At 37.2% G+C, this 16,437-nt stretch carries 15 protein-coding genes; 13 read left to right on the plus strand and 2 right to left on the minus strand.

Annotation, left to right across the window (positions count from 1 at the left end):
- Positions 1–113: 113 nt before the first annotated feature.
- Positions 114–1,199: a glycosyltransferase family 2 protein gene (locus JNUCC52_RS17520; RefSeq protein ID WP_173479421.1), complete on the minus strand. Its 1,086-nt coding sequence runs from the start codon at positions 1,197–1,199 to the stop codon at positions 114–116.
- A gap of 183 nt (positions 1,200–1,382) precedes the next feature.
- On the opposite strand from JNUCC52_RS17520, the gene JNUCC52_RS17525 reads away from it, so the two are divergent.
- The 6 genes from JNUCC52_RS17525 (at position 1,383) to JNUCC52_RS17550 (ending at position 7,904) form a co-directional block, all read left to right on the plus strand.
- A complete protein-coding gene (locus JNUCC52_RS17525) occupies positions 1,383–2,345 on the plus strand; it encodes a YncE family protein (RefSeq protein ID WP_337980435.1) in 963 nt (320 codons plus the stop codon).
- Positions 2,342–3,025, plus strand: a complete 684-nt coding sequence (locus tag JNUCC52_RS17530) for a response regulator transcription factor (protein WP_173479423.1) — start codon at positions 2,342–2,344, stop codon at positions 3,023–3,025. The genes JNUCC52_RS17525 and JNUCC52_RS17530 overlap by 4 nt, the downstream gene beginning before the upstream one ends.
- Positions 3,022–4,410: a sensor histidine kinase gene (locus JNUCC52_RS17535; RefSeq protein ID WP_173479424.1), complete on the plus strand. Its 1,389-nt coding sequence runs from the start codon at positions 3,022–3,024 to the stop codon at positions 4,408–4,410. Before JNUCC52_RS17530 ends, JNUCC52_RS17535 begins: the two co-directional genes overlap by 4 nt.
- 3 nt (positions 4,411–4,413) lie before the next feature.
- Positions 4,414–4,899, plus strand: a complete 486-nt coding sequence (locus JNUCC52_RS17540) for a FixH family protein (protein WP_173479425.1) — start codon at positions 4,414–4,416, stop codon at positions 4,897–4,899.
- Between the two features lie 145 nt (positions 4,900–5,044).
- A complete protein-coding gene (locus tag JNUCC52_RS17545) occupies positions 5,045–5,614 on the plus strand; it encodes a TetR/AcrR family transcriptional regulator (protein WP_173479426.1) in 570 nt (189 codons plus the stop codon).
- A gap of 103 nt (positions 5,615–5,717) precedes the next feature.
- A complete protein-coding gene (locus JNUCC52_RS17550; RefSeq protein WP_337980436.1) occupies positions 5,718–7,904 on the plus strand; it encodes a YhgE/Pip domain-containing protein in 2,187 nt (728 codons plus the stop codon).
- A 445-nt stretch (positions 7,905–8,349) separates the two neighbouring features.
- Here JNUCC52_RS17550 and yhfH read toward each other — a convergent pair whose 3' ends face one another.
- On the minus strand, positions 8,350–8,475 hold the full coding sequence (gene yhfH / locus JNUCC52_RS17555) for a protein YhfH (protein ID WP_069514604.1): 126 nt from the start codon (positions 8,473–8,475) through the stop codon (positions 8,350–8,352).
- Positions 8,476–8,617: 142 nt separating this feature from the next.
- On the opposite strand from yhfH, the gene lplA reads away from it, so the two are divergent.
- From lplA to JNUCC52_RS17590, 7 genes are all read left to right on the plus strand, one after another.
- Entirely contained in the window at positions 8,618–9,610 is a 993-nt protein-coding gene (gene lplA / locus JNUCC52_RS17560; protein ID WP_173479428.1) for a lipoate--protein ligase, read from the plus strand.
- Positions 9,611–9,840: 230 nt separating this feature from the next.
- A complete protein-coding gene (locus tag JNUCC52_RS17565) occupies positions 9,841–10,545 on the plus strand; it encodes a response regulator transcription factor (RefSeq protein WP_173479429.1) in 705 nt (234 codons plus the stop codon).
- On the plus strand, positions 10,546–11,529 hold the full coding sequence (locus tag JNUCC52_RS17570; RefSeq protein WP_173479430.1) for a sensor histidine kinase: 984 nt from the start codon (positions 10,546–10,548) through the stop codon (positions 11,527–11,529).
- A 12-nt stretch (positions 11,530–11,541) separates the two neighbouring features.
- Entirely contained in the window at positions 11,542–11,973 is a 432-nt protein-coding gene (locus JNUCC52_RS17575) for a hypothetical protein (RefSeq protein ID WP_337980437.1), read from the plus strand.
- Positions 11,974–11,985: 12 nt separating this feature from the next.
- On the plus strand, positions 11,986–12,762 hold the full coding sequence (locus JNUCC52_RS17580) for an ABC transporter ATP-binding protein (protein ID WP_173479432.1): 777 nt from the start codon (positions 11,986–11,988) through the stop codon (positions 12,760–12,762).
- Positions 12,734–14,674: an FtsX-like permease family protein gene (locus JNUCC52_RS17585; RefSeq protein WP_337980438.1), complete on the plus strand. Its 1,941-nt coding sequence runs from the start codon at positions 12,734–12,736 to the stop codon at positions 14,672–14,674. Before JNUCC52_RS17580 ends, JNUCC52_RS17585 begins: the two co-directional genes overlap by 29 nt.
- A 141-nt stretch (positions 14,675–14,815) precedes the next feature.
- Positions 14,816–16,366, plus strand: coding sequence for a fatty acid--CoA ligase family protein (locus tag JNUCC52_RS17590; protein ID WP_337980439.1), 1,551 nt, complete (start codon positions 14,816–14,818; stop codon positions 16,364–16,366).
- Positions 16,367–16,437 lie beyond the last annotated feature (71 nt).

A 16,437-nucleotide genomic window follows, 5' to 3' on the forward strand; every position in this document is an offset into this window, starting at 1 on the left:
TAAAACCTATATTATTTATTATTAAATTTATTTACCGAAGGGGGAGGGCGATAAGATTGATAGATGGAAGGTAACACTTTTACAAGAATTTAAATCCTTTTATAAAAGGTAAATTAAAGTTTATCGTTGTTGTTTTTTAACAAACGATCGAAGTAGCTTTTATTGTGTAAGATTTTTGGATCATTGGGTAAGTAGACACGTGCTAATTCATTATGGGTGTTAGCTAATTCGTATTGTTGTAATCGGTCATAGAGAACGCAAAGTTGTAAATGGGGTAACCAAGTAGTAAAGGTTTTATTTTGGAAAGGGGCATTTGGTTTAGGTTTTATTGTGAGTGCTTGTTCATACCAAAAAATGGCCTCATGATTTTTTGCCTGTTCTATAAAGTGATGACCAAGCCTGCAGCATGCTTCAGGGCGCGGGGTGTCATATTCGAAGCTTCTTAAAATAGAACTTACGTTATTTTCCTTATCATTTAATTTCGTATAGCAATCAGCTAGTTTAAAACAGGCATTAATATTATCTTCTACCCAGCCTTGTTTAGATGTGAGAAAAAGCTCATAGTAAAATATTGCATCTTCAATTTCATTGTGATCCAGTAATTCATTGGCATAATAAAATGTGTCACGTGGTGATAGAGGTTCCCCTGATTGAAGGAGTTTCTTGTAAATAGTAATATTGCGCTGGTGATCGTGCTGAAGTGGTAAATGGCTTACTGCAACATCACTTTCAATCAGAGTACCACTAACCTCTAAATATTCGTGTACCGCCCCTATCCATCGAAATTGTTTCTCCCTTCTGACTAATCGATTTCTTCTTATAAGAGAGCTAACATTACCTTCGTTATCAAAGCTTAAATGATAATTCATCGAGACGGCATCGATATTAGGAGTTAAAGATTCCTTTAGCACTTTAAATTTTTCTTGATCTTCAGCCATTAAAACATCATCTGCATCTAACCAAAAAATGTAATCGCAAGTTGCTTGTTGAAAGGAAAAATTACGTGCATCGGCAAAATGGTGAATCCACTTAAAATCAAAAATCCGATCTGTAAACTGTTTAACAATTTCCTTTGTCTTGTCAGTGGAGCCTGTGTCCACTATATTTATTTCATCAACTAAATCACTTACTGATTCAAGGCATCTGGCGATAACATCCTCTTCGTTTTTCACAATCATACATAAACTTATCGTTACCATATTGATTCCTCCTTTCAATAATCTTTGTAGTATATGTAAAGTTAGTTTTTTTGCGAGGCAAATTGACCTTTCTTATTACGTTAAAGCACTGTTATCACTTGGGAATTTGTCATAAATTTACCTTTCAAGTTTCACGCAGATTTCACAAATGTAAAGTATAGTTAAAGGGCAGAGGTGATGATTATGAAAAAATGGGCATTCTTCATTTTTTCTTTTATACAAGTTATTTGGTTGGCGGGATGTACCGAGAAATCTTTTGAGCCACTTGACCGTAATCAGAGTTTTATTGCATCGCTCAACATACAAGAGCCTTCACTAGATTTTATTGATGAGCTGGGGAACGTAATTGCAACATGGTCATTCGATAAAGCATATACGGGCGCATTATTACTAGATAATGACCGAATATTATTATATGGGCATCAATTAGATGAAATCGTTGTCTATACACTTTCAACGGGTAAAAAGCTTTATTCCAAAAAAGTAGAGCTAGGTACGACAAATGTGTACTATGATCCAAATGTTAAACAATTTTTTATAACGAATAGTAAGATGAACACAGTGACAAGCTTTGATGTGGAAGGAAATAAGTTGGCATCACAGCAACTTGGTAACTACCCGATGTCGATGGCTACTTACAAAGATAAGCTCTATGTAGTCAATTATAAAGATACGAAATTATCAGTATTATCCATTAAAGATTTAACAATAGAACAGGAATGGCCAATAGGAAAATCATCACATGGCATTGTCATCGTTGAGGAGACAAATGAGCTTTGGGTTGGCGGGCATGGTGAAGGAAGCAAGCCGAATAGTTCAGTAAAGCGATTTGATCTTGGGACGGGTACTGTGCGTGGCAATATAGAAATGCCTTTAATGCCAGTAGGTTTAACAAAGACGAAAGATAAAGTGTTAGTCGTTAGCCACGGTCATAATGAATTATATGTTGTTGATTTTAAAGGAAATGTTTTATGGGAAAAAGAAGTAGGAGCAAATCCATTTGTTGTGAATCAGTTTAAGGACTATATTGTTGTAGCTGGTTATGATGACCATACATTATATTTTATAAAAGATGGTCAAGTACAAAAAACAGTTGATGTTGGCAAAGGTGCATTTCAGCTGTTAGTAAGGGAGGAAGAAAAGTGACAACGGTATTAATTGTTGATGATGAGCAAGATATGCGTAATTTAATCGAGATGATGCTCAATAACTCCAATTTCGAGACCTTTACAGCTGCATGTGGAACTGAGGCGTACGATATTATTGTTCGCGAACAAATTGACTTAGTTTTATTAGATGTGATGATGCCACATGAAGATGGCTTTGCGGTTTGTCAAAGTATTCGAGCAATGTCTAATGTGCCTGTCATTTTCTTAACGGCACGAGATGCTAATGAGGATAAAGTAAAAGGACTAACACTCGGTGGAGATGATTATATCGTTAAACCGTTTACAAATGATGAACTAGTGGCACGAATGCATGCTGTTTTGAGAAGAAGTGGTACGAATATTGCAGATTTTGAGCAAAAATTTGTTGTCTTTGGGCCAATTAAATTAGATGAGATTGCACGTAAAGTTTCAGTGGAAGGGAAGGTTATTCCATTAACTTTAAAGGAATTCGAATTATTACACTTATTTATGAAAAATCCAGGAAATGCTTATTCTCGTGAGCAGTTGTTAGAGCGTATTTGGGATATTGATTATTTAGGTGGAACAAGAACGGTTGATACTCATATTAAAACTTTGCGATTAAAGCTTGGAAAGGAAGCGGCAGGGTATATACAAACCGTCTGGGGAGTAGGCTACCGCTTTGATCCAGGCGAATGAAAAAGATTTCTACACGTATTTGGCTTTTGATTTTTGCATTTTTGATAATCACAGTTGTTTTTATGTATGTACTGACTGATTTTTTATATGAACAGCTTTATGTGGAAGATACAGAAAGCAATATGATTGAAATCGGGACAAAGCTACAAACAATGTATACGAGTGGTAAAGTTACAGACGAATTTATTGCTAATATTGAACATTATAATGACTATTCCAATTTAAACATTTTTGCTGTTAGAAATCCTCGTGAACTGAGTGCCTGTGTTCCGTTTGATATTGATTATGAAACATTGATAGGAGCTGATGAACGGCAGCAATTGCTAGAAGGGAAATATGTGCAAAAAATTGGCTATGAACCTCGTTTCGATCGACAGCTTATTTCAGTAGTCCTACCTTTAGTAGATCAAAATAGGCTAGAGGGAATTATTTATATTTACTTCCCATTAGCCAAAATTAGTGAGTTAGCAAGTCAAGAAGTCATTTTTTTATTTTTGAGTGCATTTGTCTTTTTGATAGTGACTAGTTTTTTTGTCTATAAAGGTATTCAACATATTATGCGTCCATTAAGTGACTTACAAACGGCAGTAGAACAAATGTCTTATGGACAATATGCAACACGTGTCCCTGTCAAATCGAGTGATGAGATAGGGAAACTATCAAGCACTTTTAACGATATGGCGGAGGCAATTCAACGAGAGGATGAGGCGCAAAAGACTTTTTTAGCGACTGTCTCTCATGAATTGCGTACACCTATTAGCTATGTAAAAGGTTATAGTGAAGCAATGCAAAACGGTATTATTGCAGAAGAGCAACAAGAGGAAACCATTCAGTTAATCGTGCGTGAAGCAAATCGTATGGAACGTTTAACAAATGAGCTTCTTCAACTTGCTCGTATGGAAAATGAACAAAAGGACATCGCACTCTATCCGATACCACTTGCAGAGACATTACGAGAAGTTCAAAAAATTTTAACGCATCAAGCACAGAAAAAGAATATTACTTTGCACCTTGATGTAGATGATGAATTAATTGTTAAAGCCGATGAAGTGAAGCTAAAGCAAATTTTTATCAACATTATTGAAAATGCTATCAATTACTCCTATGAGCAGTCGAAGGTTGACATTGTAGCAATTGAACACAACGGCAATGCGCTTATCATGATAGAAGATGAGGGGATAGGTATACCGCAGGAAGATTTATCTCATGTCACAGAGCGTTTTTATCGTGTCAATAAAGCGCGCAGTCGAGTAGATGGTGGAAGTGGCCTAGGTCTATCCATTGTTGAACAATTATTAAAACAGTTACAAGGCAAGTTAGAAATTGAAAGTGAAATAGACAAAGGCACAAAAGTAAAAATTTCGATGCCATTAATGGAGGAGTAAAACATGAAGAAGTGGTTATTTACATTGATAGCTGTACCAGCATTATTAGTAGGTTGTGGAGAAAAGGAAGAACCTGCAACATCTTCTGCATTGGAAGAGCCTCAAATGTTGGAGGTGGAAATTTTAACGCCAAAAGAAGTAGCGATAAATGCTCCTATTGAACTTGCTGCACATGTAATTCAAGGTGAAAAAAATATTGATGATGCAATAGTCGAATTTGAAGTGTGGGAATCAGGTAAACGCGATGAAGGACAAATGCTTGAAGGAACATTAGAGAAAGATGGCGTCTATAAAGCCCAAACTACATTTGATCATGATGGTGTTTACTTTATGTTTGCCCATACTACTGCGAATGGTATTCATAATATGCCGAAACAGCAAATTACGGCTGGAACACCTGATATGACACAAGTAATTAAAGAAGATGAAAAAGCTAATATGAACATGTCGGATCACGGTAAAGATTCATCAGAGGATTCAGAGCATTAATAAAATGAAAAAAATATTCAATAAATGCTTGCATTATTTTTAAAATAGGAATATTATAATGACCAGATGACCGAAATGGTTTTCTGGTCATTTTAATTTCTGTGTACAAAAAATGTACATAACTTAACAGGAAAGGATGTCACAAATGGATCGTAGGCAGGAAATTCTTGAAGCAGCTGCAAAATCATTTACGTTGTTTGGCTATAAGGCAACGACGATGGAACAAGTGGCGAAAATTGCTAATGTCGGTAAAGGAACGATTTATACATTCTTTGCAAATAAGGAAATTTTATTTCAAGAGATAGCGATGTCACTTGTACGTGAGATGAAGGCAGAAGCGGATGCAGTGTTGGATGTATCAGCTAGCTTCATGGATAATGCACATAATGCTTTAATGAAAATGCTACAGTTCCGTGAGAAGCATCTTTTATTTGCGAAGTTAATTGAGGAAGAAAAAGAATTACGTACGCCAGCAGTAAAACAAGTATTAATTCGTATTGAATCTGAAATATTATCGTATGTCGCAACGTTAATTCAAAGACGTATTGATAAAGGTGAGATTCGAGATTGTGATGCAGAGTTAGTAAGTTATCTGTTGCTAAAGGCGTATTTAGCGTTCGTGGTAGATTGGCATGAGCTACATGGCGACATGATTCCTGAAGAAAAGATACTAAATCTTTTCAAGGAAACGATCTTTCGAGGGCTAGTTCTTTAACAAAGAATCTACAAATTTTACGCACTGTGAAGTTTGTGATTTTTTTGCAGAAAAATGACCAATTGACGATTACGGTCAATTAGTATAGGAGTGAGAGAAAAATATGATTAAAGCTGAATGGCTGAAAATCCTAAAAACAAGAAAAATGCTTGTTTCAATAATTGCCGTCCTATTTATCCCAGTCATGTATGCAGGCATGTTTTTATGGGCGTTTTGGGATCCATACGCAGGCATGTCTAATTTGCCAGTAGCAGTTGTCAATGAAGATAATGGAGCAGAAATGGATGATGTGAAGTTAGACTTAGGAGATACCTTGGTCGATAAACTCGTCGATAGTAAGCAATTTGACTTTATTGAAGTGTCAAAAGAAGAAGCAGAAAAAGGTTTAAATAGTAGAGACTATTACATGATCTTAGAAATACCAGCAAATTTCTCAGAACATGCGACGACTTTACTTGATGACAAACCTTCTAAGTTAGTGATGAACTATATCCCAAATGAAGGGTTGAACTTCCTAGGTGCGCAAATTGGTGAAACAGCAATGGATCGCATACGCGCAGAAGTAAATTCACAAGTTTCTGCTACATATGCAGAAAAATTATTTGATTCCATTGCAACGCTTGGAGATGGCTTTACAGAAGCTGCTGACGGTTCAGTTAAGCTAGATGAAGGAGCACAAAAAGTAGCAAATGGAGCAAAAGATTTAAAAGGGTATTTAGAGCAGTTAGCTTCTAGCACAATCGAACTTTCTGATGGTACAGATAAAATTACAAAAGGTGCAGGGCAAGCAGCAACAGGTGCCAACGAACTGTCAACTGGTTTAGTTAAATTAGAAAATGGTACAGTTCAATTACAGCAAGGTGCACAGCAGGCAGCTGCAGGCGCAACAAATCTTGAACAAGGCTTATCTCAATACACACAAGGTGTAGCTAAAGTAGAAGCAGGCCTTACAACATTAAATGAAAAACAACAGCAAATCGTTTCAGGTGCGGCATCAGTTGCTGAAAATGCTGGTAAAATAAACAGTTCAGCAAATCAATTATCGAATGGTTCTGCACAAGTAGAAGCAGGTATTACAGCACTATCTGAACAGTTGAAAAGTGCGATTGCATCTATGCCAGAGGAGCAAGCAGCAGCGTTAAAACAAACGTTAGCAGAGCTACAAGCAGGAAGTGCAAGTGTGCATAATGGATTAAATTCTTTAGCATCTGGTGCTGAACAGTTACAAGCTGGTGCAAGCCAAGTAAGTGGTGGTGCATCACAAATTGCAGCTGGTCAAAAAGATGTTTTAACTGGTGCAAATGCATTATCAGCAAAAAGCAATGAATTAGTTAAAGGTGCGCAAAGTCTACAAGCTGGTAATGCGACACTAGCTGATAAACTAGGTGAATTACATGCTGGTGTGAACACAGCTGTTACAGGTTCAAAAACATTAGCTTCAGGATTAAATGATTTAGCTAGTGGTACGACAACATTGAACGAGGGCACATCAACGCTAGCTTCTAAATCTGGTGAGTTAGCTGAAGGGTCTGCAACACTTGCAGATGGTTCGACTGAACTTGCGGACGGTACTGCTACACTATCAGGCAAATTAGGTGAAGCGAGTGAAAAAGCAAACGAAGTACATGCGAATGATGACACGTATGATATGGTAGGTAATCCAGTAGAAGTAGAAAAAGAATCAGTTAACCATGTTCCAAACTATGGTACAGGTTTTGCACCTTACTTTATTTCACTTGGATTATTTGTTGGGGCATTATTAATCTCGATTGTATTCCCACTTGTTGAACCAGCTATTCGTCCGAAAAATGGTGCAACATGGTTTACAAGTAAAGTGACAGTGCTTGCATTTGTCGGTCTTGTTCAAGCTTTATTAACAGTAGCAATTGTAAAATGGGGCTTAGGTCTTGAAGTACAAAATTTAGGTTACTTTGTTCTAACAGCTTTAGTGACAAGCTATGTATTCTTAGCTTTAATTCAAATGTTAGTATCTATTTTCGGTGATCCAGGTCGCTTCATAGCGATTGTTGTACTGATTTTACAACTTACAACAAGCGCGGGTACATTCCCACTTGAGCTTATTCCAGAACCATTACAAGTGTTCAATAAATTATTGCCAATGACTTATACTGTTCAAGCGTTTAAAGCAAGTATTTCAACAGGCGACATGTCATATTTATGGCAAAACTACGGCGTGTTATTTGGATACTTAATTGTGTTCTTAGCCATTACATTTGGTTATTTCATGCTATTACACACAAGACGTTACTCAAAAGTAGTAGAAGATTAAACAAATTTGTACACCCACCATTTACTTGGTGGGTGTTTTTTAGTGCCAAATTGTTTTAGTGCCTGACACGCAAACAATTAGTCGCCTAGCAAAAGTATCGGCTCCTAAAACGTAAAAATCCACTTCGCTTTCCGCGGGCATTGTGTAAGCCGCAACCCTCGCTAACGCGCGGTTGCGTCTTGCAACTAGTGCTGTTCCCGCAGGAGTCAACGTGGATTTTTACTAGCAAATGAAATTGTATGAGTGCCTGACACCCGTCCTCAGTGGGAAGAGTGTCAGGCACTCATACAATTTACAAAGTAAAACAGCAGCTGATATGAGCGTATCAGCTGCTGTTTTGTGTAAGTGTAAGAGATTTAATTAATGGTTCACCATAAATGTATGATGAGGGGTGTCATTATTAGTTCGTGTGGGGCACGAAATGACTTACAGAATAGGCAAATGCTTATAGGCAGTTACATTTTTCACAAGTGTTGCTGTAGCATTCGCTTTGTTCTTCGATCTTTTCACCGCATTCTGTGCATTGTTTTGCAGGTAAGTTCTTGAAAAATTCAACTACGTTTTCTAACATTGTGGACTCCTCCTTTAAGTTCATCTGTACTATTACTGTTTTATTATTTTCTAGTGTATTATAACAGATGCGTTTCGTCAACACAAAATGCCTAATTTACGTTAAAATAATATATGGATATTTTGTGAAGGAGGAAACGATTATGATTTTCGTTGATAATAAAGGGATCCATGATCCACGCATTAACCTTGCCATTGAGGAGTATTTATTAAAAACAATGGACGTTGAGAAGGAGCCAGTGCTGTTATTTTACATAAATCAGCCATCCATCATTATTGGAAAGAACCAAAATACAATTGAAGAAATTAATACAGATTATGTTGAGGACAATGGTATTATCGTTGTGCGCCGTCTCTCTGGTGGAGGTGCGGTGTATCATGATCTCGGAAACCTAAACTTTAGTTTTATTACAAACGACGATGGCGATAGCTTTATGAATTATAAAAAGTTCACTCAGCCAGTTGTAGATGCACTTGCAAAAATGGGCGTGAACGCTGAGCTGTCAGGTCGTAATGATATTTTGGCAGAAGGGCGTAAAGTATCTGGGAACGCACAGTTTTCTACTAAAGGCCGTATGTTTAGTCACGGGACATTAATGTTTGATACAGAAATTGATGCGGTTGTATCTGCGTTGAAAGTAAAGAAAGATAAAATTGAATCAAAAGGCATTAAGTCGATTCGTTCACGCGTAGCCAATATTTCGGAATTTTTAAAGGACAAAATGACGGTGGAAGAATTCCGCCTAGAAATTTTAAAGTCCATTTTCGGTGGTGAAGAAAATATTCGCTATTATGAACTAACTGACGAAGATTGGGCGAATATTCATAAATTATCCGCTGAACGCTATCAAACATGGGAGTGGAATTACGGTAAATCTCCACGCTTTAATATTCAAAAAACACATCGCTTCCCTTCAGGTGGGATTGATATACGTCTAGAGGTGAAAAATGGTGTGATTGAAGAAGCACATATTTTTGGTGATTTCTTTGGTGTGGGCGATATGGCTGATGTAGAACAACGTCTAGTTGGGACAAACTATGACCGTGCTGCTATCGCAAATGCGCTCGTAGATATCAACATTCCAACATACTTTGGTGGCGTATCGACAGAAGAGTTTCTACAATTAATTTATTAACAGTAGATAAAAAAATAGCTGGCAAATGCCTTTCGATAACAAAGATATTTTTAGCCTATACTAAGACGATAGATTGGTTATGCTACTGGAAACATTTTGAGTCGAAACATGCTAAACACCCTAGTAAGGGAAATTCGAAGCTACTTCTGTAATCACAGTAGAAAAGGGCACGCGCAATTATGGCGCGTAGCCTTTTTTTGGTACAATATACGATAGAAAGGAGTGTCGGTATGGAGAAGCATCGAATATTTATTGTCGAGGATGATGTGAAGATTGCATCATTGCTTGCAGAAACATTAAGAAAATATCAATACGAAGTGGAAACAATTCAAGAATTTGACCATTTAATCGAAGAGTTTACAACTTTTAATCCACATATGGTATTGCTTGATATAAATTTACCAGCGTATGACGGCTATTACTGGTGTCGTCAATTACGTCAACATACAACATGTCCAATCATTTTCATTTCAGCGCGATCTGGAGAAATGGATCAAATTTTTGCGCTTGAAAATGGGGGTGACGATTTTATTACTAAGCCATTCAATTATGAAATTGTTTTGGCTAAAATCCGTAGTCACTTGCGTCGGACATATGGCGAATATGCAGCTAGGCAAGAAGAACGGACAATTAAGCAAGGGCAGCTTGTATTGCATCTAGAACGTATGGAGTTGCATAAAAATGACTTAGAAATTCCATTACAGAAAAAAGAATGTATTATTTTAGAATTATTAATGGGCCATGCACCAAAAGTAGTGGCGCGCGAGCAACTGTTAGAGGAACTTTGGGACGATCAGGCATTTGTCGATGAAAATACATTGAATGTTAATATGACGCGTGTACGTAAAAAGCTAGCGGATTATAATATTTCATCATCAATTGAGACAGTCCGTGGTGCAGGTTATCGCTTTATTTTAAGTGCAGGTGAGCTGTAAATGGGCTGGAAACTATTTTTGCGGGATTATGCAACATTTTTTATATTTCAGCTAATATTAGTTGGTTTTATTATGGTGTTGTATTGGCTCGATGGCTTCCGTAACGTTGATACTGCCATTTACTCTGTAAGTATTAGTTTGGTATTGCTATGCTCTTTTCTACTTATTCGTTATTTAATGCGTCAAAGCTATTTGAGCAAAATACTGCATCTTCCAAAGTCTATGGAGGACGTGCTTCAAAAAAATGCTAAGACACCAGAAGCGATGCAAGTGGAAAAGTATATGCATGAATTGTATCGTCTTTATCAGCATGAGCTACATTCGTTGTATGCTAGCCAAAAGCGACACGATCAATTTATGAATCAATGGGTACACCAAATGAAAACGCCTATTTCCGTTATCGAGATGCTATTACAGGATGAGCGTCCTCTCGATAAAAAGAATGTTCAAGAGGAAATCGATCGCTTACGAAGAGGATTGGATATGGTGCTTGTCAATGCACGACTCGAAAACTTTGAAGAGGATATGCAAGTAGAACAAATACCGTTAAAATCGATTGTCACTGCAACTGTTAATGAAAATAAACGTTTATTTATAACGAATAGAGTTTTCCCAGAAATCCATATTGATGATGACATGATTGTAGCAAGTGATTCAAAATGGCTTCGCTTTATTATTGGGCAATTCGTAACAAATGCAGTGAAATATACGTTTGAAGAAAATAAAAAAATTGTGATGTCTGCCATTAAAAAGGATGATTATATTCAGTTAGCAATTTGTGATGAAGGTATTGGTATTCCAGCTTCTGACCTTTCACGCGTGACTAAAGCCTTTTTTACAGGTGAGAATGGACGTAAAACTGGGGAATCCACAGGTATGGGCTTATATTTAGCAAAGGAAATCTGTGAAAAACTAGGGCATCAATTAGACATTACATCTGAAGTAGGTAAAGGTACAATTGTCACCGTGACATTTACAAACTAGGGGGAGCAAAAAATGGGAGAAGTACGTTTGGATGATTGGGTATTAAATATTGAATTAGAAAAGACGAAAAATTTGTATGACTTACAATTAGACGTTTGTGACTGTTTGTTTTGTGAAAATTTTCGTCAGGCTAGCCTATTACTTCAGGATGAGGTAATGCATTTTTGCAATGCGCTTGGGCTAAACTTACATAAACCATGCCTACTTAATGCTTTGCCAGTAGAAGGTGAGCAAGTCATGTATAGTGGGCACTATTCAGTTTGTGGCGAAATCATTGAAGGTGAATTAGATGGTTGGGATATGATCGTCGGGGAGCATTGCTTTAGTCTAGTTCAAGAAGAAGCGAACATACCTTCAGCTATTTTAGAGCCACAGTTTCAAATTGGCTTTGAGGTGGTATTTAAATGGCTATTACCAGAATCTATGGAATTAATCGAGAAATAAGGTGGATGAGGCATGCCTATTTTACAAATAAATGATGTGACAAAAGTATATGAGGGAAAGGTTACACATCGTGCACTCAATCAATTAAGCTTTGAGGTTGAGGAAGGTGAGTTTTTAGCTGTAATGGGACCATCGGGAAGTGGTAAAACTACGTTACTAAATATAATTTCTACAATTGACGAACCAACAAGTGGCGAAATTATTTTAGACGGCATGAATCCTCATAAGCTAAATGCTACTGAACTAGCTTATTTTAGAAGAAGACAGCTTGGCTTTGTTTTTCAGGACTTTAATTTATTGCATATGCTTACTGTCGAGGAAAATATCGTGTTGCCATTAACGCTTGATCAGCAGCCATTAGAAGTAATGGAAGCGCGTCTTGCAGGTATTATAGAGAAGCTTGATTTAGCTTCTTTCTTGCACAAGCGTCCAAATGAAATTTCAGGTGGACAAGCGCAAAGAACAGCGATAGGGCGAGCATTAATTCATAACCCAAGTCTTATTTTGGCAGATGAACCGACGGGGAATTTGGATTCGAATTCTTCTCGCGATGTACTTGAACTATTAACAAAAATTAATAAGGAAAAACAGACGACAATCGTGATGGTGACCCATGATCCGATTGCAGCAAGTTATTGTGATCGTGTGCTATTTATTAAGGACGGGGAATTTTTCAATGAAATTTATCGAGATGACCGACGTCAAATGTTTTTCCAACGTATTTTAAATGTATTGAGCTTACTAGGGGGAGGGCAAGTAGGTGACCTTTCGACAATTCGCTTACCGTAATGTCGTACGGAATAGCCGTATATACGGAGCCTTTTTTATGGCAAGCTTTTTTTCAGTAGCCGTATTTTTTATCTATTCAATGTTAATGTTTCATCCAGATATTGAACGTGGCATTTTAGGAGAAGTATCGTTAGTCGGCATGATTGGCGCAGAAATCGTACTTGTTCTCTTCACCTTGTTCTTTTTATATTATTCCATGAGTGCTTTTTTAGAGGCGCGCTCACATGAGTTTGCGATTTTATTGCACCTTGGAATGGAAAAGCGACAAATGAACAAGCTTGTCTTTTTAGAAACAATGATTATCGGTGCAGGCTCTATTATTGTGGGCATTATTTTTGGCTTTTCATTTTCAAAGTTTTTCTTCATGATTGTTCGAGAAATATTGCATTTAGAGGATTTACCGCTTTATGTTTCTTGGCAACCTTTTTTACTTACTATTGGTGTTTTTACGAGTGCCTTTGTCGTTATTTCTATCATTAGCGTGTATTTTACACGTGAGAGAAAACTACGTGCTCTTATTAAGGGAAATGATTATATAAATAGCGAAACTAGCTTTTCAAAAGTTCGTGCAACATATGGCATTACTCTTATTTTAGCAACCTATGTGCTGGCATTTATCGTTTCTCATACAACAATGATTGGGCTTACGTTATTAATACCGTTTTTTGCAACTTTCGGAACTTACTATTTTTTTAGTGATTCAGTACCATTCATTTTACAAATTGCACGTGGTAAACGTAAATTTAATTGGCAGCGCTATCGCCTTCTCTCTTTAGCGGAACAAACACATATTATGAGGGATAATGTAAAAATGTTTTTCGTCGTAACGATGGTATCGACGTTAGCATTTTTATCTGTCGGAGTATTGGCTACGATGTCCTCCTACACGACACAATACGATCGATTAAATCCTTTAGGGCTTATTTATAAAGGAGATATCGATAACCCATATGAAGCTACGCACATCAATTCCCTCCGTATCCAATTAGAGGAAAAGGGCTTATCCTACCATTTATCCCGCTTTGTAGTTGTAAAACAAACTTCCTCGTATACACATAATGAGGTTGAGGTATTCCGAGAATCAGATATGAATGTTTTATTATCCTCCTTTAACTATCCATTGATTAATTTAGAATCTGGAGAAGCGGTGTTCATACCATATTCGGAAGAGTCGTTAAAAAAGCTTAAAAATAAAGAAGTCAAAACAGTTTTAGAAGAAAACGAAATACCTATTACGATAGATAGTGTTTACCCTAAAATAGTATTCCCAGGATCAATAGTAAGTGTAAATTCAATTGTCATTAGCGATGAAGACTTTGTGAAGCTTGTGAAGCCAATTACGAGTAACGGTGCTGTGCAGCCAAGCTACCATCTATTTACTTTTGATATTCCACAGTGGATGGAAACAAAGGAAATTGGTAAGGACATAATTGAAATGGCTTCAACCGAATATTTTAACAATATTAAGAAGGGCAAGCATAGCCCATTTTATTTTGAAAATGCAGGATTAAATTATTCTTATATACTAGCTACCTACTCATTATTTACATTAGTTGGTGTTTTAGTGGCGACTGTATTTTTGCTGGCGGCTGGTAGTTTCATTTACTTTAAACTGCATACTTCACTTGAGCGAGAGAAGCGGAAATTTGATGTCCTAAAACGTATGGGTTTAACAGATATAGAGTTGAAAAAGCTAGTCAATCGTCATTTGTTCCCACAATTTTTCTTACCTTGGAGTGTTGCTATGATGCACAGTGCCTTTGCCTTTTTTATGGTGCAAGGCATTTTAAAGGATATTGCTAATATTTCAATTGTTAAAGAAGTATTCTTTGCATTTGGTTTTTTCGTCCTTATTCAAGTCATTTACTTTTACTTAATCCGTTGGCGCTATATCTCACATATCCGTTCTTGAAAATCTGTACAAAAGAGAAAAAAATGAATTTTTTGACGGTAATAATGACATGAAGTAAAAAGACTCATTGTCTTTTAGATATATTTCTTATATAATATTACTGAATAACGATTCATTTTATACGATAAGGGGATGGTGTAATTGAATTTAGTTTCATGTGTTCGTCAACAAGCAGCAGAGCAACCAGAAAAAATTGCGTATCATTTTATGGGGAAAGATACGACGTATGGGGAATTTGAACAGACAATTGGTCGCTTTGCACAGGGGTTACAAGATTTAGGGGTACAAAAAGGGGACCATGTGGCGTTTTTACTCGGCAATACGCCACATTATTTAATTGCTTTATATGCAACAATGCGTTTAGGAGCTACAGCAATACCTGTAAATCCAATTTATACGCCAGATGAGATTTCATATATTTTACGGAATGGCGATGTCAAGGCGGTGATTGCGCTCGATGCACTGCTTCCATTAGTAGAAGTAGGTGTACAAGCCTTTCCAGAAGTTGTGACATTTGTAGTGTGTGAAACAACACCAGATGTGGCTGAAAAAGTAGCTGCTTTATCGGAAGCGGCGAAGGCGAGAACACATTTATTTTCACAAGTCATCGCGCGCGCATCTGGCTCACTAGAACCAGTGAACGTTGCTGAAGATGATACGGCAATTATATTATATACATCGGGCACAACAGGGAATCCAAAGGGTGCCATGCTGTCCCACGGAAATGTCTATTCAAATGCGCGTGACGTCTCTACTTATTTAGGATATAGAGCGGATGACCGCATTATTGCAACATTACCAGTTTTCCACGTGTTTGCGTTAACAGTAGTTGTCAATGCACCATTAATTAGTGGTGCAACTGTATTGCTTGCACCACGCTTTAGTCCAAGTGAAATATTCGCATTGGCGAAGGAGCAGCAGGCAACGGTCTTTGCTGGTGTACCAACAATGTATAACTTTTTATATTTATTACCTGAGGGCAAGCCAGAAGATTTTTCGACAATTCGATTAGCCATTTCAGGAGGCGCATCTTTACCTGTTGCACTATTACATAATTTCGAACAGAAATTTAATGTGCGTGTCTCAGAGGGGTATGGTTTATCAGAAGCTTCACCTGTAACATGCTTCAATCCATTAGACAGAGAACGAAAAGCAGGCTCCATCGGGACATCTATTAACAACGTTGAAAATAGAGTCGTAGATATCAACGGAAGAGAAGTCCCTGTTGGTGAGGTTGGCGAGTTAGTTGTTCGTGGGCCAAACGTGATGAAAGGCTACTATAAAATGCCTGAAGAAACGGCCATGGCCATCCGTGATGGTTGGTTATTTACGGGGGATCTTGCAAAAGTAGATGATGAAGGCTATTTTTATATCGTCGATCGCAAAAAGGATATGATTATTGTTGGAGGCTATAACGTATACCCGAGAGAAGTCGAGGAAGTGTTATTTGCACATGACAATATCGTAGAGGCGGCAGTAGTGGGCTATCCAGATCTTAACTTCGGTGAAGCGGTACACGCTTATATCGTGCTCAAAGAAGAGTCGGCATCTACAGCAGATGATATATTAGCATACTGTGCAAAACATATGGTGAAATACAAAGTGCCAAAGGTTATTGAAATCTTGGACGAGCTACCGAAAAATACGACAGGTAAAATTTTGCGCCGCTCATTAAAGGCGACAAAAGTATAAGATATTTATAATAGAAATAATGTCCACCACAGAAAGTTAAGTGGTGGGCTTTTATTTTATAATTTGTTTGA

Origin of the sequence: Lysinibacillus sp. JNUCC-52 (assembly GCF_015999545.1) — a bacterium.
Lineage (GTDB): Bacteria > Bacillota > Bacilli > Bacillales_A > Planococcaceae > Lysinibacillus.